This window comes from Emticicia sp., assembly GCF_043780375.1.
Lineage (GTDB): Bacteria > Bacteroidota > Bacteroidia > Cytophagales > Spirosomataceae > Emticicia.
This window is the reverse complement of the sequence record NZ_JAYWCU010000209.1, coordinates 1-21,757: the sequence shown is the minus strand read 5'-3', so window position 1 is coordinate 21,757 and position 21,757 is coordinate 1. Positions and strand designations below refer to the sequence as shown.

The following is a 21,757-nucleotide window of genomic DNA, read 5'->3' as shown; positions in this document are numbered from 1 at the left end:
TTTTTTATTTTTATTGAGATATTTTTTTGATTTCAGCATCACTTAATGCTCGCTTAAAGACAGCTAATCCACCGATTTGACCTTTAAAATAATTGCCCATTCCGCTTTTAAGCAAGACTGCTCCAACCGTAAAATCTGACCCATTATTACCCATGCCATTCGAAAAAAAATAGGGGTTTTTTGTTTGAGTCAAACCATTTGGGTAGCCTTCAAAACCAATAGTATTGTTTATTAACTCAGGCTCTTTTTTTTCAAAGACACTATTTACATAAGATTTTATGTAAGTGCCATCATAAGTAAAGGCGATAGAACTCCATACATTTGGCTGAACTAATTGCTTACTTGCTGAATAATCAATGGAATAAGGGAAGGGTGGTGTTGGTTTTCCAGTATTTGAAATATGCCCACAAACCTGATTTTTACCGTTATAATATGGCAACGACACAAATAAACCATACTGTCTTTTTCCACCGTCTTGGTATTCGTTCCACATTCCTCCAACAAAACCAGTTTTTTCACCAGACCATTTCACCCAAGCAATGAGTGTAACACCTTGTTTTTTGCCATAAATGTTTAGCTCTTTTGTCTCAGAATGTGGCAATGATAGAAACGCATTATTTCCAAACTGGGCAGAATAACCCGATAAAGGCCCTTCATTGATGCGTGGCAATATTCCGTTATTTTCTTTCAATGGGTATTGATTTGTTTTGTAAGTTTTTCGAGATGTTCCTGCTTCTTCCTTAAAATCCCATAATGCAACCAAACCCTTTGTTTTCTTAATTTTGGACAAAAGAACATCATTGCTCTTTTTCGCAGTATCTTGTCCAAATAAATTGAAAGATATAAAAAGTAGTAGATATTTGATGTGTTTCAAAAAAATGCCTGTTTTTTTTATTTTGGAAGACATTATTATCATTTTTTTAGTTAGCCTTTTGGCGAAAGTTTAATTACAATATTTACCTGACCCGTTTGATTGGGTAAGCGTACCATCAACCTCGAATGTCCGGTATTCAATTTTTCGGGTGTTTTTTGTACGGCCGATTCAATTTTAAATTGTGCTCCTACGGGCGAAATAATTTCTGCTTCCAGTGTTTTTGAAGTAATCGTTGCATTTCGCAAGATTGCTTTTCCATCTTTGGCAATTTCAATAGTATTGGCAGTTGTCATGCCCCAAGCAACTTCGGTGCTTTTTGTCAAAATATGGCTATCTTCTATTAAAAAGTTTTTTCTGACGTCAGTTAAACTTACTTTTCTGGTGCTTTTTGATGAAAATTCTTTGTAGGCTTCTGTCAAATCAATGGTTGCTGATGGCGTTGAAGCGTTCAAATCAATATTTGTAAACTTAGCTTTTGCCAATTCATATTGATTTTTATTCCCTAAAATCGGCACATTATGGCTGAAAGAATTGAGCCTGTAATAAGACCAACGTTTGCCGTTTACGCCCATTGTCCAATAACCTTCGAGGTTATAATCGTCCGAACCTAAGTCTTTTGCCCAACGTACGCCACCTGCATCTAACTCAAAATTTCCGAGGTCTAAATGTGAGTGATTCGAGCTATTAATGCCCGATTTTATGCCAATCCACGAAGCATTTGGGTCAGTCCAACTACTTCTCAAAAAAACCAATTCATTAATATCTCCTTTTAAAAAATAATCTAATGGTGGATTAACTGTCTCGCTATTTGGTGCTTTGTACCAAACCACGTGAAAGGGCGTAGCAAGAACATTGGTAGCTTTGATATAATTATGTAAGTAATTAGAGATTTGAGAATTATTATAAATATTACTCAAAAAAAACATGGCTGCCGAACTCGTAGCCTTGCTATTTTCACCCGAATCGGCAAAGTTTAGAATATAATTGGTTGGCCCAGCACAAATCATTGGCACTAAACCAGACTTAGACAAGCCTTCGGTTGTTTCCAGATTGCCCATGTTGCCTAAGGCAGTTTGCATGGCTGACATTCCATAAGACAAATATTCGGTGGCGTACGACCAATAACCAGGGCCTTCATACCAAGCACCGTCTGGTGCATAATATTTATTAGAAAACTTCATGTTTTCGGCTGCTTGCGAAACAAAATCACGGGCGAAAGTTGGGTCAGTTTCGGCAATTGCCAATGAGCCAACAATAAGCCCACCATTACAAACCTGATTCCAATTATTGTCGCCATTGTGCCACCAAGCAGATTCATAAGATTTTCGGTATTCGGCTAAACCTTTTATTTTCAAACCTTCTCTAATCGTTTCTCTGTCGCTTTTGCTCATATCGTTGTAAAGCCAATCGTAACCAATTGCTACGCCGTTGGTCATTTCGGCAACATCCAAAAAATGTGAAGGATTCCAGTCAGTAAATTCACAGACGACTTTCATGTTATTGACTGCCGCATCCAAATATTTTTTATCTGCCGTAAACCGATATGCCATTGCGAGATGCGTAGTTCGTTTGAGCAATTCACGACTTACATCTAATAAACGAGGCCCAATTAGCACCCTTGTAAGCATCGGCTTCGTTAAAATTGAATTGGATGAAGCAACTACAGCATTGACATATTTATCCAAAACCACATCGGTTTTACGAAGCTCTTTCAATTGATTTAACTTTTCGTCAGTCAAAAAGAGGCGTGGGTGTTCCAATTTTAAGGTTTTGAGGTTTGCGGGTAATTCGGGTGTGGGAGTTGTGCTATCTTGTTTTGAACACGATAGCAAGATTAGTAATATTGTTGAAAAAATAGCATTTCGCATAGAGTTGAATAAGAAATGCCCTTCCTGCAAGTATTTACAGAAAGGGCGATTTGATAAAAAGGCTTACCAATTAGGATTTTGTTTCAAAGCTGGATTTAATGAAATTTCGTTCAATGGTAGGGGCCATAAATAGTCTTTTGCCGGATCGAATCTACGGAAATTGGCCGCTGTTACTAAAATAAAACCATCAGGAGTTACGGCTGCTGGTGTTGAAGCACCAAATTCGGTTTTAAAGAAAAAATTGCCTAAAACTGGCTTTGCCAACTCAACTTCGGCAGTTTTCCAACGAATAATGTCCCAATAACGATGTCCTTCTTGAGCCAATTCAATTCTACGTTCACGGCGAATTTCTTCTCGCATACTCAAACCATTGGTAGTTACAAAAGCGTTGGTTAATTTTGCAATTTTGCCTCTTGCACGCAATAAATTGACAGACAAATCTAAATCAGCATCGCTGATAGTTCCGTCTAATTCATATTTTGCTTCAGCATAAGCCAAAAGCACTTCGGCATAGCGTAGCACTGGGCGGTCTATTGAAGATGCTTGCGTGTTCCAATCATCAATGTTCGAGAATTTTCTGAAACAAAAACCAGTTTTTTGAAATACTAAATTGGCAACGTCAAACACTTTTTTGGTAAAAATATAAGGGTCACCTCTTTTCATTACAGTTTGTATCAAGCGGTCATCACGGTTCGTGAAAACTTCCGATGTTGTGGTAGGCGTTTTGTACAAAGGAGATTTTGTGGTAGGTAAACCATCACTCATCAAGTAAGAATCTACTAAACTTTTGGTTGGGTTTTTATTGCCGTTTTCAATCGTTCCCCTGTAATAAGAATGAATTAGCACTCGGTCAATCAAACTCACACCGTATTGCTTCACAATAATATTTTCTTTGTTAGCAAGCCCTTCACCTGCATATTGAAATAAATCGAAATAATTGGCAAATAAAGTATGTTGTTTGCTATCAATCACTGCTTTGGCTGCTGCTTCTGCAGCTGAAAGGTGCATTTTTGCATCACCATAATTATGAAATTTTGCACGAGTTCCTTCAAAAAGTGCAACACGAGCCTTGAAAGCCAATGCTCCAGTATTAGAAATTCGCCCAAAGTTTCCTGTTCCTAAACTTGCCATTGTCGGTAATTTTAAAGCGGCAAAATCAAGGTCTTGGTAAATTTGACTAAAAATTTCTTCTCTTTTATTAGCAGGAGCATAAAGTTCTGGTGAGGTATCGTCCAATATTTTCAAAATCAAAGGCACATCACCATATCTTTGAACCAAATTGTAATAACCCCAAGCACGGAAAAAACGAGCCTCGGCTACATATCTATCAATAACCGCCGCACTGGTATTTGCCGAGGCTCTTGTGCTTTTTTCAATGATATTATTGGCTGCCCTGATTAATAAATAGGCATTATTATAATTGCCATCGGTAGAAGGAGCAATGCGTGAACCATCGCTAATACTATTTGCTATAAGTCCAATGGCATCGTCCGACCAAACATCATCACCATTAAAGCCTGGAATAAATGTATAGAGATAATTGGTTGCCGCAATCAAATCGGTTTCCGAACGCCAGAATGTAGCATCGCTGATTGATGTTTCGGGAAGACGCTCCACTTCGCAGGCGGTCATGCCCAAAAACAGTAGGCACGTTGAAAGAATATATTTGAATTTAGATTTCATAAGAAAATGTATTGTTTGTTAATCATTGAAAATCAATATTTTGTAGTTTTTCAACGACTTAAAAATTTAGATTAATACCTGCTGAGGCAGTTGCAAAGAAAGGATAATCATTTTCGATATTATCTCTTTGTTCAGGGTCAAAATATCCTTTGAAATTGCCTAATTTTGAGAATGTTAAAATGTCTTGTGCTGAGAAGAAAATTCTGGCTCTCGAAACTTTCAATCTTGCTGATACTTTTTCAGGAATCGTATAACCCAACTGTAGATTTTTCAAACGAGCATACCGACCATTCAAAAGCCATTTGTCAGATACACGGTAGTTATGGTCGCCACCTTGATACGGACGAGGATACAAAGTATTCGGATTTTCAGGAGTCCAATAATCTCTATGAATACCTAATGCTTGTTTCCAAGTTACAATAAGCGGAGCAATGGTTTGGGTTTCTGGTCTGAATGAACGTTTACCAACTCCTTGAACGAAAGCTGTAAAATCGAACCCTTTGAAGTTAAATCCTAAAGTTGCACCAAAAACATAGCGAGGTTGAGTTGTACCAAGATAAACAAGGTCGCCAAAGTCAGATGTATTGCCTTTCCCAACATTTATTTTGGCATCGCCATTGAGGTCTAAATATTTTACGTCGCCTGCACCAGTTCTATTATCTTGAAAAGCCCACGCTTTTACTTCGTCAGCCGTTTGGAAATAGCCATCGGTTTTGTATCCAAAAATACTGTTGAGAGGATAGCCCTCAACGATGCTATTCGTACCAGCGTTTACGACATTTCTTCCCGAAAAATTAATAAGTTCATTTTGGTTATCCGAAAGGTTGGCCGCAACGGTATAAGAAAAATCTTTGCCGATTTGACCTCTGTAACGAGCTTCCAATTCCCAACCCCATGATTTTAGTTCGCCGTTATTTCTTTTGGGCGTACCAATACCAATCACCGCAGGTAAGTTTTGCGGCGTAAGCATATTACGGTTATATTTCACATAATAATCGCCATTGATTTGCAACCTGTTTTTTAGTAAACCTATATCAAAGCCAACGTTGGTTGTTTCGATGGTTTCCCACGAAAGTGCCTGTGAAGGAATAGACCCTTGAAAAAGGTAAGAAGCACGAGAGTCGCCCAAAACCAAAGTAGAACCTCTACTTAACTGACTAAGATAATCATAATTGCCAAGTATCGAACCACCCAATGCACCGCCCAAGCGTCCCCACGAAGCACGAAGTTTTAATTCTGAAAGAAAATTTACATCTTTCATAAATTCTTCACGGTGTACATTCCAACCCGCCGAAGCTGAAGGGAAGTATTTAACTCGCAGCCCTGTAGCTAATTTTGAGTTTTCATCACGTCGTATCGTTCCTTCAAGAAGGTATTTTCCATCATAATTATAATTGAATCTACTAAAAACTGACTGTGAAGCATTAGTCGCAATGTTTTGGCTATTGGTTTTTGTTTTATCATCGCCCAAGTTGAGCGTTGGCAAATCGTTACTAACCAAGTTTGTTGCTCCTGCACTTACACTTTCTAATCTATAATTTTCATAGTTAAAACCTACTAATATGCCAAAATTATGCTTTTGTGCTATTTTTATGTCATAATTTGCTAAAAACTGCAAATTTGTATTATTCAATAATTCTTCAAAAATATTATAACTATTCACTTGATTTACATAGCTTAATATCTTTCCACGGCCCCAAAGCGGAACGGTACGAGCAAAGTTTTTTCTGTCGGCAAGGCGATATTGTGTACCAGCAACAGCACGAAGTGTCAAGCCTTTTACTATGTTGGCAGCTTTCAAAGTAGCAGTACCATCAAAGAAATCTCTTTTTAAAATATTATACCCACCAGATTCAAGTCGAGCATAAGCTGTTGCAGCCGAGCCAGCTCCATTATATTGACCTTCGGGAGTGAAAAACGGTGTTCGGGTACGTAAACGATAAAGTTCGTAAATAATCCCTTGACCATTCAAACCGCCTGAAACAGCATCTTGTTGGTCTTTAGTATAAGACAAACGAGTGTCGATTGAAAAGATTTTGTTCAACTGAGCTCCCACATTAAGGCGTATGTTATAGCGTTTATAATCATCGGGACCAACTTTGAAAATACCATTTTTGCCATAATAACCACCTGATAATAAGAAGTTTAGCTTATCAGTTCCGCCCGACATACTCAAGTTTTGAGTAGTCATTGATGAATATTTCTTCAAAATCTGGTCGGTCAGTGGCGTTTGGTTGTAATACAAATAAGTAGTCGTATCGGCAGGATTTACTACGTAAGGAATACCATCTTTGATTCTTTGAATATCAACATCGGTGTATTCAGGACCAGATCCTGAATTTTTCTTAGCTAAATTAGAAAACTCAGCTTCTTCCAAAAGTGTCATACGGTCTGGCGTATTAATTGACCAATCAGTGCCTTGTTGAGCAAGGTAGCTAAATTTTACTTTTCCAGATTTTGCTTTTTTAGTAGTAATCAAAATTACACCTCCAGCGGCTTGAGCTCCATAAATAGAAGCGGCGGCGGCATCTTTCAGCACACTGATACTTTCTACGTCGTTGGGGTTCATCGTTTGGAGCGTATTTCCTGGCACAGTTACCCCATCGAGTACAACCAATGGGTCAATATTGCCATTTGCTGAAGATGCTCCACGAATCTGAATACCAATACCTTCACTGCCGGGTTGTCCGTTTGAACGGGTGATAATGAGTCCAGGACTTGTTCCTTGCAGAGCATTTGCCAAGTTACTTGAAGGGCGATTTTCGATTGCTTTCGAGTCAATGGTCGAAACTGCTCCTGTCAAATTTACTTTCTTTTGTGTACCATAGCCCACCACAATTACTTCCTCCAATGATTTGGCATCGGGTGCTAAACTAACGCTAATAATTGTTTGGTTACCAACCACAATTTCTTGATTTTCATAGCCAAGAAAACTAAATGTAAGCACCGAGTTTTTGTTTGGTACTTTAATTGAGTAATCGCCTTTGGCATTGGTGGTTGCTCCACGAGAAGTTCCTTTAATCGTGATACTTACGCCTGGAAGAGGTTCGCCTTTTTCTCCGTCTATTATTTTCCCAGTAATCGTAATATCAGCAGCAAAAGCAAAACTACTGACAAAACAAAATAGAGCAAAAATTCCATGAAGAAAAGTGGTTTTCACCGTTCGGTTCTTCAAAGGAGTTAATTGTAATTTTTTTTTCATAGTAAAGAAAAGTTTGATTTTGAATGTTTGTTTTATAAAAGTAGGTAGGGGAATTATAAAAAAGTTTAAGGTATTTAAAATAATTTCTTTTTGGTTCTCAACGCTTCGTATCTAAGTAAGCCTTCTAAATAGTAATAATCGGCATAAACAAGCGGTACGTCAATCTCCGAATTGCCAGGTTTATGACCCGTGCTATGCATCAATATAAAGTGGTTGTTTTTGCCTAATTCGGCTTTATAGGCAGGTGTTGAAAGGCTTTCGAGCATTTTTACTGCCGAATCATAATAGATTTTGGTATCTTTACCGCCATAAGTACTTAATTCTAAAAGTGCCGACGCACAAATTGCCGCCGCCGAAGCATCACGTTCTTCGCCAACTTTGCTAAAATCCCAATAAGGAACTTTATCGGCAGGAAGGTTAGGGTTGTTTAAATAAAAATTGGCAATGTTTCTCGCAAAATCAAGGTATTTTTTATCTTTTGTTTCACGATACATAACTGTATAACCATACAAACCCCACGCTTGTCCTCTTGCCCAAGCCGACTCATCGGCTGCACCTTGGTGTGTTTTTTTAGCTAAAACTTCACCGTTTTCTCCATATAATAATACATGGTAACTACTAAAGTCTGAACGATAATGATTTTTCATGGTATTGTCGGCGTGCGTAATACTTAGGTTATAAAAATCTTTATTGCCAGATTCCTTAGCAGCCCAAAATAAAAACTCTAAATTCATCATGTTATCAATAATAACAGGATATTTATAACCGCCCTTGAAGCTTTCCCACGATTTTATTAAACCAACTTTTGGGTCGAATCTTGTCGAAAGCGATTTTGCTCCCGTAAGCATAATAGGTTTATAGGTAGCATTTTTGGTCAAACGATAACCGTTGCCAAACGGGCAATAAAGCATAAATCCTAAATCGTGTGTGCGGGTATTATATTGTTCTTTTTCAACCGCCATAGTCCATTTGTGAGCGGTTTCTTTCCATTTTGGTTCGTTGTTATATTGATAAATGTACCATAGCGAACCACCAAAAAAACCACTACACCACCAGCCCGATTTCATGTTTCTTGGCGAGCCGTCGGGCAGGGTAGATTGCGGAAATTTACTAATGTCAGAGTGACTTTTAAGCATTCCTTCGTATTGTTGAGCGGCAAATTCAAACTCCTTTTTAACATTGAGTTTTGACTGACCAAAAACTGATATTGACAATAAGATTAAGTAAGCCGTAAGTTGCCTGAAAATAACAAGTTTTTTCATTCTTTTTGTTTTTGAAATATTAGAAAAATGCAAATATGAGGTGTTTAAATATCAAATAATTAATATTAAAATATTTTACTAACTGTTCTTCTTTAAAGTTATTCATATAAATATATGCTAAAATTATTATTTGTCAAAGAAATTATATAAAAAAAACAGTATTTGATGTCTTGTTTTTATGCAAACGTAACCGCAAACGTAACCGCAAACGTTTGTAATTTATTTTTACTTTTATATTTACTCTTTAAATATTCATATTAACTTTACAGCCGTAAATTTTTGTTTTAATTGTTAATGAACTTAAAATATTTGGTTATATCGTAATAATTATATTTTAGAAGCTATGAATAAAAACACACCTGTAACAATTAAAGATATTGCTTTGGTATTAAATATATCAGTTTCTACTGTATCAAGAGCTTTACGAGGAATGCCCGAGATTCATCCCGATACAAAAAATGCCATTTTAAAATTAGCCGAAGAAATGGACTATCAGCCAAATCAGTTGGCGAAAAATCTTGTGGGAAATCGTACTAAAACAATTGGTGTTATTATGCCAACTTTGAGTTATTATTTCTTTTCTTCCATGTTAAATAGTATCGAAGAAGCTGCCATGCAAGCGGGTTATAGTGTAATAGTTTGCCAAACGAATGAATCGTATTTGCGTGAAAAGGCTCAGATACAAAATATGCTTAATTCGCAAGTTGAAGGTTTTATCATTTCATTGGCATGTGATTCTTATGATTACGAACACATTAATCGCCTTATAAGAAAACAAATTCCGCTTGTATTATTTGATAGATATACTGATAAGCTTGAGGTTTCAAAAGTTATTGTTGATAATAAACAAGCTGCTTTTAAAGCAACCAGTCATTTGATTGAAAACGGCTGCAAAAAACTGAGCTGTTTGGCAGGGCCACCACATTTAGAAATTAGTAATCAACGTTTAGAAGGTTTCAAAGAAGCTCTCAGTAGTCATGGCTTACTTTACGACGAGCGTTACGTCAGTCACAGCGACTTTACGCAAGAAAATACCATTATTCAAGCCAATAATATGATGAGTCTTGCTGTTCCTCCTGATGGCATTTTGACTATGAGCGATAGAATTGCCTTTTCTACGATGTACGCTTTAAAGCAAAAAGGAATAAAAATTCCTGAAGATGTAGCAATGGTAAGCTTTAATAACGAACCGACTTGTATGTATCTTACGCCTTCGCTAACGAGTGTAAATCAGCCTATTAGAGAAATGGGTACACAGTCGGTAAGGCTACTTTTAAAACAACTTGAATCGGATAAAATAGAACCAGAAACTGTCATTTTAGATACACAGCTTGTTATTAGAGAATCTTCATTGAGGTAAATTTTGCTTCTGAATTGAAATATATTAATTTTGAAAAAAAGCTTCAATGAAACTTTTAAAAAGCGGCATACTTTCTTCCTATCGTGATTTAGGACAAAATGGTTTAAGGCATTTGGGCGTAAATCCAAGTGGGGCAATGGATAAATTGACAGTTCGATTACTGAATATTTTATTGCAAAATGACGAAAATGAAGCTGTTTTGGAAATGCACTTTCCTGCACCAGAAATCCTTTTTGAAGAAGATTGTACGATAGTAATTGGCGGAGCAGATTTTATGCCAATGCTTGATAATCAGGAAGTTATGAATTGGAAAAGTATTTCAGTAAAACCTGGAAGTATTTTAAAATTCAAGAAAAAGATTGCAGGAAATAGAGCATATTTGGTTAAGAAAGTAAGTCACGCAAATCAATTTTTACCTTATCTTGGTAATAGTTTTGTTCGAAAAGTTTCCAACTTGTCGAAGACAGTAGAAGTAAGATTTATCACAGGAAATGAATACAAATTATTAAGTGAAGAAAGTAAGCAGAGTCTTGAAAATCAAGTATTTACGATTTCACAAAATTCCAATCGAATGGGTTTTAGAATGAATTCCGAACCATTGGATTTGAAAACAAAAATAGAATTAGTTTCCTCAGTAGTAGATTTTGGAACAATACAACTTTTACCTAATGGTCAACTCATTGTTTTAATGGCCGACCATCAAACCAGCGGTGGTTATCCACGCATTGGAAATGTCATTTCAGTCGATTTGCCAATTTTGGCTCAATGTGGAGCAAATGATTTGGTTAAATTTAAAGTAGTTTCATTACAAGAAGCCGAAGAATTATTGCTTTTGCAGGAAAAAGAAATACAAAAACTAAAAGCGAGTATCATATTTTTTAATGGAAAACAAGCAAATTGACCTTAATTGCGACATGGGGGAGTCTTTCGGGGCTTGGACGATTGGAAATGACGAAGCCTTGATGGATTTGATTTCGTCAGCAAATATTGCTTGTGGTTTTCATGCGGGCGATGCAAGCATTATGCGTAAAACTGCTGAATTGGCTTTGCAGAAAAACGTGTCCGTTGGAGCTCATCCTGCATTTCCTGATTTGCAAGGTTTCGGGCGACGAAACATGCAGCTTTCTCCGCAAGAAGTCTATGATATTTGTGTTTATCAAATAGGAGCAATGTATGGCACGGTGCGAGCTTTGGGTGGGAAACTGCATCACGTAAAACCTCACGGAGCATTGTATAATATGGCAGCTAAAGACCCAAATTTGGCAAAAGCTATTGCCCAAGCTACAAAAGTAATTCACCCAAGTTTAATTTTATACGGACTGTCAGGCAGTCATTTAATTTTGGAAGCTGAGAAAATTGGAATCCAAACAGCCTCCGAAGTTTTTGCCGACCGCACTTACCAAAATGATGGAAGTCTTACGCCACGCACTCAACTAAATGCAATGATTGAAAACACACAAGATGCTGTCAGTCAAGTAATTATGATGATTGAAAAACAATGCGTAATTTCGACCGATGGGAGCGAAGTGCCACTGAAAGCTGATACCGTTTGCATTCATGGTGATGGCATTCATGCTGTAGCGTTTGCAACTGAGTTACATAAAGAATTGACATTGAGAAATGTTATAATTAAAGCAATAAATAAAGAGTCATAAAATATGCTACTACCTGATAAATTAACTCAAATGTTTATGTTTATTACTGCAGCAAGTATTATTCGATATTTTGTCATTGCGGGACTTGCATATTTGGTTTGGTATATTTGGTTAAAAAATAAAGTTTCGTCCAAAAAAATACAGTTAAAATTTCCAAAAACTTCTGATTATCGGCGAGAAATACTTTATTCGATGCTCACTTTTTTTATTTTTGGAATCGTAGGTGCTGCTCTTTACAATACCAAAGTAAGACCATATACGCTTACTTATTACAAAATCTCGGATTACGGCTGGGGTTATTTCATTCTTTCTTTTTTCTTGACTCTCATCATTCACGATACTTATTTTTATTGGATGCACCGCCTCATGCACCATCCGAAACTTTTTAAGTATTTTCATAAAGTTCACCATCAATCAACCAACCCAAGTCCGTGGACATCTTTTTCGTTTCAGCCACTTGAAGGTTTTGTTGAAGCAGGAATTTTTGTCGTCTTCGCTTTTGTGCTACCTTTACATCCATTAATGATGTTGATATTTTTAATTTTTATGACCACTTATAATGTTTACGGACATTTAGGCTGGGAATTGATTCCTAAGGGAGGACAAAAGCATTGGTTTTGGAAATGGCTGAATAGTTCGGTGATGCATAACCAGCACCACCACTATTTCAAAAATAATTATGGTTTATATTTTAGTTTTTGGGACAGGACAATGGGAACAATTGATGAAAATTATGATTCCGAATTTACCGAATTGAAAGCAAGGTCGCTAAGACATACACCGCAGGTCTGACCATTTATCTCCACAACTCTGAAACTTAAAACAGGAAAACTTACCACTAAAATCATGTTTGAAAAAAATCAAAAGAAAGTCCTAAATGCTTGGACAATGTATGACTGGGCAAATTCTGTACATAATCTTGTCATCACAACAGTTGTATTTCCGATGTATTTTTTGGCAACAACTTCAGTAAAAGATGCCGATGGAAAGGTTATCAACGATATTGTCGATTTCTTTGGATATAAAGTTCAAAACTCGGTTTTATATTCCTATACAATTTCGGTAGCAACACTTTTATTGGTAATTCTAAATCCAATTCTAACGCCTTTGGCCGATTCGAGTGGAAGAAGAAAGTTTTTTATGAAACTTTTTTGCTATTTAGGAGCGGCAAGTTGTGCTTATTTTTACTTTTTCACGAGAGATAATGTCAATTTAGCTGTTATTGCTTTTGGACTTTCAATTATGGGTTGGGGTGGAAGTATCGTTTTTTACAATTCTTTTTTACCCGAAATCGCTACCGAAGACCGCTTCGATAATCTGAGTGCCAAAGGCTTTACAATGGGCTATATAGGTAGCGTTATTTTGTTGGTAGTCAATCTACTAATGATTATGAAGCCAACATTGTTTGGCCTTACGCAAGCCGATTCAGATTCTGGATTTACTGCTCGTATATCTTTCTTAACTGTTGGTGTTTGGTGGGTCTTGTTTGCTCAAATTCCTTTTTATTATCTTCCTAAAGACAAACCAAAATCATTTAAAACGGGTCGTTTAACTACGGGATTTCAAGAACTCAAAAAAGTTATCAAAGAAGTGAGAAGCCACAAGTTGATTACCAAGTTTCTAATGGCATTCTTTTTCTACGATATGGGCGTAATGACCGTCATTTATGTTGCCACAATTTTTGCCGATAAAGAACTTCACATCGAAAAACAAGGACTTATTATAACCCTACTTTTGATTCAACTGATTGCCATTCCTGGTTCTTATTTGGCTTCGTGGCTTTCGAGTAAATTTGGAAATACCAAGGCACTTTTAATCTTTATTTTTATTTGGTCATTTATGCCTTTGGCGGCCTATTTCACAACATCACAAAACGAATTTTATATAATTGCGGCAGTTGTTGGTTTAGTTATGGGAGGAATTCAGTCGCTTTCACGTTCAACATTTGCCAAACTTTTACCAGATGATACAACTGATACGGCATCTTATTTTGGCTTTTATGATATTATTGAAAAATTGGCAATTACTTTGGGAACGCTTATTTTTGGCTTAGTTGGACAACTTACAGGCAATATGAGAAATTCAGTTTTAACGATTTTGGTTTTTTTTATTATCGGATTTTTACTATTGATGCGAGTTCCGTCAAAGAAGGTTTATCATTAATTTCCGTCATAACGATTGGCGAAAGTAATTAAATCGTGTACATTTGTAGCACTATTTTTGTGAGACAGTTATAATAGTATCATTTTTGTTTGTTGAATAGAGTCTATTTAATATACTGTAAGTGCATTAGTAATACACTAACCTGTTGATTTACAGGATGTTAGCTCAGTTGGTTTAGAGCGTCGCCTCGACAAGGCGAAGGTCATCGGTTCGAGCCCGATACGTCCTACTTAAGTTATAGCTATGAAGGTTCTTTATGATCATCAATCATTTTCTGGGGCAAAATACGGTGGTGTAGCGAGGTATTTCTACGACCTTATGCACAACTTAAAGTTTCATCAGAAAGTAGATGTTGATTTAGGTTTGTTGTTTTCAAACAATGATTATCTAAAGAATGCCGACATTCAAAAAGTTATTCCCTTTACTTTTTTCTTGGGATATGCAAAAACTAATATGATGTTTTCGCATATCAACCGTGCTTTTAGTGCTTTCAAGGTGCTTCGCCAAGATTTTGATATTTTTCATCCAACTTATTTTAAAGATTATTTTTTACCTTTTCTTGGTGAAAAACCCTTCGTTATCACGCATCATGATGTGATTCCTGAAAAATTTCCGACACAATACGCTGCTTTAGATGGTTTTGATAAAGCTCAAAAACAAAAAATTCTTGATAAAGCTGCGAAAATCATAGCTGTCTCGGAGAACACTAAGAAAGATTTGCTCGAAATATTTAATATTGCTCCCGAAAAAATAGAAGTGATTTATCACTCAACTCATTTTGCTACATATAAACCTTCCGTTGACTTCGATATTGCAACACCCAAAAAGTATTTACTTTATATTGGGAACCGTGAAAATTACAAAAATTTCAACTTTTTTGTGAAATCAATCGCCTCATTATTGATTCAAGATGAAGATTTGTATTTGGTTTGTGGAGGAAATGGAAAGTTTAGTGAAGTAGAGAAAAATTTGTTTGCTAATCTAAATGTAACCAATAAAATTATTCATCAAGAAATTGCCAATGATGATGTGCTTTATCGCTTATATCAAAAAGCTATCGGCTTTGTTTATCCTTCATTATACGAAGGTTTCGGAATTCCGATTTTAGAGGCTTTTGCTTGTGGTTGCCCAGTTATTTTAAGCGATTGTTCATGTTTTCCTGAAGTAGCACGTGAAGCTGCTTTATATTTCAAGCCAGACGATGAGAAACATATTGCTCATCAAGTGGAACAATTGCTAAACAATGCCGAACTACGCTTAGATTTAATACAAAAAGGATATCATCGATTAAAAGATTTTTCACCCGAAATAACAGCAAAAAAAACGCTTGAAGTTTATAAAAGTGTACTCATAAAGCGTTAATGCCAAAAGCCCCAAAACAAAAAGATGCGAATTGTTATTTGTGATATTTATGTGAAATTGGTCGGGCATAATTTAGGTCATATCCAAAACATTCTACGTTTTTTAGAACAAAATCCCTCTCAAACAGAATACGTTTTTTTGTTAAATCCCGAAGCAAAATCCATTCCTTCGGTTAAAACGTCTGCTCCGAATATCCAAATAATTTTCTTTACTGATGAAGAATTCGTTTCGTTTAATTCGGGCTTAAGTATTGTTAAATCAACGCAATTATTGTGGAAGCATTTGATTAGATACGTAACCGATTATAAAGCCGATAAGTTAATTATGATGATGCTTGACATGTTTCAGCATACCATTGGAAGTAGCCATTTGCCTTGCCAAACCACCGGAATTATGTTTAATCCTTATCCAAGGGTAATTCCTGCCGATAATTCTTTGCGTGCTAAACAAAAAAGTACAATTACAAAAGCTCGTAAGATGTTTACTACTTGGTGGATGTGCCGAAATAGCCAATTGAAAAAGGTTTTTATTTTCAATGACAGCGAAACTATTAAGACCATGAACGAAACTTTGGGAACGAAGGTGTTTACTTATTTGCCAGACCCTGTTTATGATTATTCAACTCGTGCAGGACTCGTTATTAGAGAAAAATATAACATCACCATAGAAAGAAAAATATTTTTGTCTTTTGGTTTTATTGATGAAAAGAAAAATGTTGTCAATGTCTTGAAAGCGATGCAAAAGCTATCAGCCGATGAAGCTTCAAAATCTTGTTTGTTGGTAGTCGGGAAAATTCGTCCCGAATATCAAGCTCAATTGACGGAAGTATTAGAAGAAACTAAAAAAAAACGTCCAGAACTGCAAATTGCATTCGAAAGTCGCTTTGTTGACGATGATGAAATGGAGTCTTATGTAAGTCAAAGTGATGTAGTTTCGGTGGCCTATATTAATTTTTATTCATCGAGTGGAGTCATTGGCTTAGCTGCTCAACATAATAAACCTGTGATTGCAACAAAGTTTGGCGTAGTTGGAGATTTGACTCGTGAGTACAAATTAGGTTTGACAGTTGATGGACATAACACGACCGAAATTAAAGAAGCAATGCAATATTTTCTTCAAAATAAAAACGCTTACCCCGAAAGAGCAAGCGTTTTTGTGCAGAACCACAGCAGTGAAAGTTTTATAAAAACTTTGTTGGAACTAAGCTAAGTCAACTTCTTTGGCTGCTTGTTCGGCAATCCAATGATAAGTTTTTGTAATACCTTCTCTCAAAGTATGCGATGGTGACCAACCCAATTTTTCTTGAATCAAGGCATTGTCAGAATTTCTTCCACGCACGCCTTCTGGCCCTTTAATATTCTTGATTGTAATATTTTTGCCTGAAATTTCAGCAATCAATTTAGCAAAATCATTAATCGAAATCATTTCTTCAGAACCAATATTTACTGGGCCAGAAAAATCAGATTCCATCAAACGACGTACACCTTCTAAACATTCGTCAACGTATAAGAACGAACGAGTTTGTTTGCCATCTCCCCAAATTTCGATAGTTCCTCCATCTTCAGCATCAATTATTTTACGGCAAATTGCGGCCGGGGCTTTTTCTTTCCCTCCTCTCCAGGTTCCTTGTGGTCCAAAAATATTGTGGAAACGAGCTACCTTCACCGTAATTCCTAAGTTTCTTTGATAAGCTAAGAAAAGACGTTCGCTAAATAGTTTCTCCCAACCATATTCGCTATCAGGAGCAGCAGGATAGGCTGAGTCTTCCGAACATTTTGGATTTTCTGGGTCAAGTTGGTTGTACTCAGGGTACATACATGCCGACGATGAATAAAATATTTTCTTTACACCAGCCAAATGTGCTGCATGAAGCATATTTAGGTTACAAAGTGCTGAATTGTGCATTACTGCGGCATCGTTTTCACCTGTAAAAATATAGCCAGCACCGCCCATATCGGCAGCTAATTGATAAACTTCATCAAATCCGCCTTCGGTTACTTGACGACAAATAACTGGGTCGGTCAAATCTCCAATCACAAAATCGTCAGCGTTGCCATTACCATATTCGTTGTATTTCAAATCTACACCTCTTACCCAATAACCTTCACTTTTCAGGCGATTGATTAAATGACCTCCTATAAAGCCACCTCCACCGCACACTAATGCTCTTTTCATATAATATCGACAATAAAATTTATAAGTCTATTCTAAATAAAGTACAAATTTAGTGAATGAAGTTTGTAAAAAAAAATCATAGTTTATGATTCACCTCATCAATCCAAATTTGTTTTCCTTTGCAATTCCAATGTGTATCTCCAATGTCGTAAAGAAGTGTTTTTGAACTTTTAATTGGCTTATAAACATCTAAATAAGGCATTTCTAATATAGAACTCTGCTGAATACGTTCAATCAAGTGATTGTATTTGCCCAAATCTGATGCCAAAATCGAAGTTTTGTTAGGAATAATTGACAAATAAGCTTCATCAAAACCTAAACTTTTGTAATAATTATTGGTTTCGTTTACATTTTGGACTAAAGCTTTAATTTCTGCTTCCGAAATTTTATCAAAGCAAGAGGTAATTCCACTTGGTTGAGCATCTAAATAATACAAAATATGCTGTCCATCTTTTGATAAAATTACTTTTTCATCAATTCTGCCGAATAATTTCCAGTTGAGCCATGCTTTCCATTCTCTGAATGTCAAGAAAAAATCGGATGAAAAGAGTAAAGTTTCGTGGCGTTCGGTATTGTATTGAACTTCGTAAGCTAAGGCATCTTGAACAAAGCGATATACGACCTCGCTCCAACTCTTTTCTGCCAGAATAGGGTTGGTGTGAGTTGAGTTTTTGTTAATAATTTGATTATCAATTAGTTGTAAATTTTTGTAAGGCCTTGCAAATCGCTCTCTGAAATGTCTTTCAACGGTTTCGATAATTAAAATATTTTTCTTCGTTTTATCTAATTTTACAAAATTTGTATCAGCAACAAAAAATCTCTGGAAACTTTCTGCTTTGAAATTATTTGAATCAATTCTTCCTTTTTCTGTAAAGCTATCGCCAAGCAAAATCAGAGAAGTATTAGGAGCTTTTTCAATTTCTGTAGATTCGCATTTTTCAATTTGAACTCTAAATTGTGCCAAGTTCGACAAGCGATAGAGGTCTCCATAGCGGTAATCATCTTTGGTAATGTTTTTTTCAAAAAGCCATTTAGAAAGGTCTTTTGAAAAACCTAAATACCATAGAAAAGCAAATATTATTAATAGAAAAATACGCATATTTTTGAATTTGCGAACGGTTTGCAATTACGATTTACGATTGAGGTAAAATATTGATAGCAAATGTATTAGATAGTTTTTTTAAAACTGAAAATAAATAAACTGATTTGAAGTAAAAACTCCAAGAAAGTAACATAAAATAATTAATATACTAAACGAAATATAAAATTTGGTTGTATTTTGTGTGGAAATATTTCTTAAAAATTTGTCTTTTAATAGTAGAATTACAATCAAAACCCAGCAGAATATCATCTCATTAAAATAGAAAGGTGTGGCAATGGCATCGTAACTTGAAAAAGAGAATATTTTCTTGAAAATTATTTTAGCATTGCTCATCCCTTTTGCACGAAAAAATACCCAAGTAAACATGACTAATATAAATGTAATTGTCAGATTTATAAACTTTGTGATTGGAGCATTAGGTGATTTTGAGAGCGAGAAAGGCAGATATTTATCTCTTAATTGAGCAAAAACCAAGTAGATTCCATGCAAAGCTCCCCATACAATATATGTCCATGCAGCACCGTGCCATAGTCCGCTCATCATAAAGACAAAGAAAAGATTGAAATATTTACGGTATTCTCTTACACGATTTCCCCCCAATGGTATATATAAATAATCTCGAAACCAACCTGAAAGCGAGATGTGCCAGCGTCGCCAAAATTCACTAATTGATGTAGAAGAATAAGGGGCATCGAAGTTTTCCATTAATTTAAAGCCCATTACACGAGCTGTACCGATGGCAATGTCTGAATAACCAGAAAAATCACAATAAATCTGAAAAGTAAAAAAGATGGTAGCTACCAAAAGAGTGAGTCCATTATGGTCGAGTGGATTATCGTAAGAATAATCAACAAGCATTGCCAGTCGGTCGGCAATAACAACTTTTTTGAACATTCCCCAGGCAATTCGCATCAAACCTGCTTTTATGTTTTCAAAGTTATATTTAAAATGGGTATGAAATTGCCAAAGCAAATTTTGCGGACGTTCGATTGGGCCAGCTACCAACTGTGGGTAAAACATTACATAAAGTGCATATATCGAAAAGTCTTTTTCCGCTTTCTGATTTCCACGATAAACCTCAATTGTATAACTCATGGCTTGGAAAGTATGGAATGACAAACCGATTGGCAGCAGAATATCAAGCAAATCGAAATGTGCATTTGAGCCAAAGTTGAATAAGGTATTATTTAGGTTTTCAATAAAGAAATTGTAGTATTTGAAATATGCCAAAAAGCCAATATTAGATACTAAACTCAGCACCAATATCCACTTTCGTTTACTTCCTGTATTATTGGCAATCCAGATTCCTGCAAAATAATCTACAATAATTGTTACAAAAAGTATCAGAATATAAATGGGCTTGAAGACCGCATAAAAATAACAACTTGCAAGGAGAAGTAGCCATATTCGCCCTCGATGAGGCAAACTGTAATACGCTAAAGTAACAACTATAAAAAAAAATATGAATTGGAGTGAGTTGAATAACATTAAAATTGAAGGGGGCAGATTCTATACACCCGATTTGTTTGTGAGTTCAAATTTCACTGGAAATCTTTAAGAATCAAAATCATATTTTCATTTTTGACTTATAATCTTTGAATTTTTAAATCAAAACTGCTATATTTGCAAAACCAAAACGGTCCCTTAGCTCAGCTGGATAGAGCAACTGATTTCTAATCAGTAGGTCACAGGTTCGAATCCTGTAGGGATCACTTAAATAAGTAATTGGTTATCAAGTAGTTATGATTTCTTCATAACTACTTTTTTGTTTTAACAGTAATCTATATTCAAACATTCTTAGAAAATGATTTATAATACAATACAAAGTAAATCTACTTTGTATTGTATTTATTACTATTAAATCATACTTAAATTACTTATAGTCAGGCGTTTATAATTTTAAATAGTGTTGAAATATAACCTAAGTAAATTAAAAATTTATAATCCTGAATATTTTTTTTACTAAAATAAGGTAGAGTATTAGAGTTATTTGGTTACATAAAACTCTTCTGTTTAATTTATTTACCCCAAAAAACATTATTTTTAGCTATCGAATAACAAATCAAGCACGCTTTTAGGGATATGTTCTAATTTTAAGCAATCAGAAAGAAAACTTAGAATATTTGTAATGTACTTATAATCAATGACCTATGTTTTTTATATTACCAAATGTAGCTTAAATCAATACTTTAGGTCAAGCAATTCATCAAGTTCACTACGATAGTGCCGACCTAAGGGGAGTTCTGTTTCTCCCATAAGAATAGTTTGATTACCTAAATCAATTCTTCTAACAAAGTTTTTATTAACTATATAAGCTTTATGAACTCTAATAAACCTTGAATCTAGCTCTTGAGCAAAAGATTTGAGTGTTTTTTTACGAGCGTATTTTACATTGGTTGATGAATGGATGAAACAATAGTTGCCCTCGGCTTGTATCCAAGTTATTTCACTAAACAGTACCTTCTTTACTTGTTGCTGGTTACCTCTAACAGTAATAAATTGCTCTAATTCCTTCTTTTCAATTAGATACTTGCTCAACAATAAATCTAATGTTGACAACAGAGTGAATTTATGGAAAGGTTTTGCTAAATATGTGCTTTTAGGCACATTGAGTGCTGACTGATAGACTTCTCCTTCTAAATGATTCGTCATAAGTAATACAGGAATATTTGAGTAAGACTCATCTGATAAAAATTGGAAGATCGTAGTATCTTGTATCATAATATCACTTATCAATACATCTGGCTTAAGACCATCTAATATTGCTTTGGCTTTTGCCAATGTATTTGCAGTACCAATTAATTTATATTTAGACTCTACAATTATTGATTCAACAAATATTGACCACATTGGGTCGTCCTCAATGATTAGAACTGTTATTTGTTTAGATAGGGTCATATTTGATACTTTTTAATCTACCAAAGTTACACAATTATTGTGTAACGTTACTACTCAGGTGATTTAATTATAATTTTTCAATAAAATATATAAAATTATAAAGAATTTTTGAGTGATTTCAGAAAAACAGCCTCAAATCGTATTTTTCTAATA

16 protein-coding genes and 2 tRNA genes are annotated in these 21,757 nt (G+C 35.4%); 9 read left to right on the top strand and 9 right to left on the bottom strand.

Annotation, left to right across the window (positions count from 1 at the left end; all coding sequences use genetic code 11):
* Positions 1-10 precede the first annotated feature (10 nt).
* From ACH2CJ_RS16520 to ACH2CJ_RS16500, 5 genes are all read right to left on the bottom strand, one after another.
* The gene (locus tag ACH2CJ_RS16520) at positions 11-907 is read right to left on the bottom strand and encodes a LamG-like jellyroll fold domain-containing protein (protein ID WP_394994083.1); all 897 of its coding nucleotides are present in this window, start codon (positions 905-907) and stop codon (positions 11-13) included.
* A gap of 17 nt (positions 908-924) precedes the next feature.
* Positions 925-2,742 (bottom strand): heparinase II/III family protein, encoded by a 1,818-nt coding sequence (locus ACH2CJ_RS16515; protein ID WP_394994081.1) that lies wholly within the window; start codon positions 2,740-2,742, stop codon positions 925-927.
* 63 nt (positions 2,743-2,805) lie between these two features.
* Positions 2,806-4,425, bottom strand: coding sequence for a RagB/SusD family nutrient uptake outer membrane protein (locus ACH2CJ_RS16510; protein WP_394994079.1), 1,620 nt, complete (start codon positions 4,423-4,425; stop codon positions 2,806-2,808).
* A gap of 58 nt (positions 4,426-4,483) precedes the next feature.
* Positions 4,484-7,627 (bottom strand): SusC/RagA family TonB-linked outer membrane protein, encoded by a 3,144-nt coding sequence (locus tag ACH2CJ_RS16505; RefSeq protein WP_394994077.1) that lies wholly within the window; start codon positions 7,625-7,627, stop codon positions 4,484-4,486.
* A 74-nt stretch (positions 7,628-7,701) separates the two neighbouring features.
* Positions 7,702-8,889: a glucuronyl hydrolase gene (locus ACH2CJ_RS16500; protein WP_394994075.1), complete on the bottom strand. Its 1,188-nt coding sequence runs from the start codon at positions 8,887-8,889 to the stop codon at positions 7,702-7,704.
* 343 nt (positions 8,890-9,232) lie between these two features.
* Here ACH2CJ_RS16500 and ACH2CJ_RS16495 point away from each other — a divergent pair, with 343 nt between their 5' ends.
* From ACH2CJ_RS16495 to ACH2CJ_RS16460, 8 genes are all read left to right on the top strand, one after another.
* Positions 9,233-10,249: a LacI family DNA-binding transcriptional regulator gene (locus ACH2CJ_RS16495; protein ID WP_394994073.1), complete on the top strand. Its 1,017-nt coding sequence runs from the start codon at positions 9,233-9,235 to the stop codon at positions 10,247-10,249.
* A gap of 46 nt (positions 10,250-10,295) precedes the next feature.
* Positions 10,296-11,150 (top strand): biotin-dependent carboxyltransferase family protein, encoded by an 855-nt coding sequence (locus ACH2CJ_RS16490; RefSeq protein WP_394994071.1) that lies wholly within the window; start codon positions 10,296-10,298, stop codon positions 11,148-11,150.
* Positions 11,131-11,904 carry a LamB/YcsF family protein gene (locus ACH2CJ_RS16485; protein ID WP_394994069.1) on the top strand — a complete coding sequence of 258 codons (774 nt, stop codon included), beginning with the start codon at positions 11,131-11,133 and terminating at the stop codon, positions 11,902-11,904. The genes ACH2CJ_RS16490 and ACH2CJ_RS16485 overlap by 20 nt, the downstream gene beginning before the upstream one ends.
* Before the next feature lie 36 nt (positions 11,905-11,940).
* Positions 11,941-12,696 (top strand): sterol desaturase family protein, encoded by a 756-nt coding sequence (locus ACH2CJ_RS16480; protein ID WP_394994067.1) that lies wholly within the window; start codon positions 11,941-11,943, stop codon positions 12,694-12,696.
* A gap of 54 nt (positions 12,697-12,750) precedes the next feature.
* Positions 12,751-14,067, top strand: a complete 1,317-nt coding sequence (locus ACH2CJ_RS16475; protein WP_394994065.1) for an MFS transporter — start codon at positions 12,751-12,753, stop codon at positions 14,065-14,067.
* A gap of 154 nt (positions 14,068-14,221) precedes the next feature.
* A tRNA-Val gene (locus ACH2CJ_RS16470) sits at positions 14,222-14,296 on the top strand.
* A 14-nt stretch (positions 14,297-14,310) separates the two neighbouring features.
* On the top strand, positions 14,311-15,429 hold the full coding sequence (locus ACH2CJ_RS16465) for a glycosyltransferase family 4 protein (protein WP_394994063.1): 1,119 nt from the start codon (positions 14,311-14,313) through the stop codon (positions 15,427-15,429).
* A gap of 24 nt (positions 15,430-15,453) precedes the next feature.
* Entirely contained in the window at positions 15,454-16,638 is a 1,185-nt protein-coding gene (locus ACH2CJ_RS16460; RefSeq protein WP_394994061.1) for a glycosyltransferase, read from the top strand.
* On the opposite strand, the gene ACH2CJ_RS16455 is transcribed toward ACH2CJ_RS16460, so the two are convergent.
* The 3 genes from ACH2CJ_RS16455 to ACH2CJ_RS16445 all read right to left on the bottom strand — a co-directional run bounded on the left by ACH2CJ_RS16455 (position 16,630) and on the right by ACH2CJ_RS16445 (position 20,194).
* Positions 16,630-17,604, bottom strand: coding sequence for an NAD-dependent epimerase/dehydratase family protein (locus tag ACH2CJ_RS16455; protein WP_394994059.1), 975 nt, complete (start codon positions 17,602-17,604; stop codon positions 16,630-16,632). The genes ACH2CJ_RS16460 and ACH2CJ_RS16455 overlap by 9 nt on opposite strands.
* Positions 17,605-17,680: 76 nt before the next feature.
* Positions 17,681-18,703, bottom strand: coding sequence for a hypothetical protein (locus ACH2CJ_RS16450; RefSeq protein WP_394994057.1), 1,023 nt, complete (start codon positions 18,701-18,703; stop codon positions 17,681-17,683).
* Positions 18,704-18,784: 81 nt separating this feature from the next.
* The gene (locus tag ACH2CJ_RS16445; protein WP_394994055.1) at positions 18,785-20,194 is read right to left on the bottom strand and encodes an MBOAT family O-acyltransferase; all 1,410 of its coding nucleotides are present in this window, start codon (positions 20,192-20,194) and stop codon (positions 18,785-18,787) included.
* Positions 20,195-20,344: 150 nt separating this feature from the next.
* On the opposite strand from ACH2CJ_RS16445, the gene ACH2CJ_RS16440 reads away from it, so the two are divergent.
* Positions 20,345-20,418: transfer RNA gene (locus tag ACH2CJ_RS16440), tRNA-Arg, on the top strand.
* A gap of 469 nt (positions 20,419-20,887) precedes the next feature.
* Here ACH2CJ_RS16440 and ACH2CJ_RS16435 read toward each other — a convergent pair.
* Complete coding sequence (locus ACH2CJ_RS16435; RefSeq protein ID WP_394994053.1) at positions 20,888-21,604, bottom strand: LytR/AlgR family response regulator transcription factor; 717 nt, start codon at positions 21,602-21,604, stop codon at positions 20,888-20,890.
* Positions 21,605-21,757: the final 153 nt, after the last annotated feature.

Excerpts from the sequence above, each read along its gene's own strand:
- ACH2CJ_RS16435 (WP_394994053.1), bottom strand. The coding sequence starts at position 21,604 with ATGACCCTATCTAAACAAATAACAGTTCTAATCATTGAGGACGACCCA.
- ACH2CJ_RS16505 (WP_394994077.1), bottom strand. The coding sequence starts at position 7,627 with ATGAAAAAAAAATTACAATTAACTCCTTTGAAGAACCGAACGGTGAAA.
- ACH2CJ_RS16510 (WP_394994079.1), bottom strand. The coding sequence starts at position 4,425 with ATGAAATCTAAATTCAAATATATTCTTTCAACGTGCCTACTGTTTTTG.
- ACH2CJ_RS16465 (WP_394994063.1), top strand. The coding sequence starts at position 14,311 with ATGAAGGTTCTTTATGATCATCAATCATTTTCTGGGGCAAAATACGGT.
- ACH2CJ_RS16485 (WP_394994069.1), top strand. The coding sequence starts at position 11,131 with ATGGAAAACAAGCAAATTGACCTTAATTGCGACATGGGGGAGTCTTTC.
- ACH2CJ_RS16520 (WP_394994083.1), bottom strand. The coding sequence starts at position 907 with ATGTCTTCCAAAATAAAAAAAACAGGCATTTTTTTGAAACACATCAAA.
- ACH2CJ_RS16480 (WP_394994067.1), top strand. The coding sequence starts at position 11,941 with ATGTTTATTACTGCAGCAAGTATTATTCGATATTTTGTCATTGCGGGA.
- ACH2CJ_RS16490 (WP_394994071.1), top strand. The coding sequence starts at position 10,296 with ATGAAACTTTTAAAAAGCGGCATACTTTCTTCCTATCGTGATTTAGGA.
- ACH2CJ_RS16475 (WP_394994065.1), top strand. The coding sequence starts at position 12,751 with ATGTTTGAAAAAAATCAAAAGAAAGTCCTAAATGCTTGGACAATGTAT.
- ACH2CJ_RS16515 (WP_394994081.1), bottom strand. The coding sequence starts at position 2,742 with ATGCGAAATGCTATTTTTTCAACAATATTACTAATCTTGCTATCGTGT.
- ACH2CJ_RS16450 (WP_394994057.1), bottom strand. The coding sequence starts at position 18,703 with ATGCGTATTTTTCTATTAATAATATTTGCTTTTCTATGGTATTTAGGT.
- ACH2CJ_RS16445 (WP_394994055.1), bottom strand. The coding sequence starts at position 20,194 with ATGTTATTCAACTCACTCCAATTCATATTTTTTTTTATAGTTGTTACT.
- ACH2CJ_RS16500 (WP_394994075.1), bottom strand. The coding sequence starts at position 8,889 with ATGAAAAAACTTGTTATTTTCAGGCAACTTACGGCTTACTTAATCTTA.
- ACH2CJ_RS16495 (WP_394994073.1), top strand. The coding sequence starts at position 9,233 with ATGAATAAAAACACACCTGTAACAATTAAAGATATTGCTTTGGTATTA.
- ACH2CJ_RS16460 (WP_394994061.1), top strand. The coding sequence starts at position 15,454 with ATGCGAATTGTTATTTGTGATATTTATGTGAAATTGGTCGGGCATAAT.
- ACH2CJ_RS16455 (WP_394994059.1), bottom strand. The coding sequence starts at position 17,604 with ATGAAAAGAGCATTAGTGTGCGGTGGAGGTGGCTTTATAGGAGGTCAT.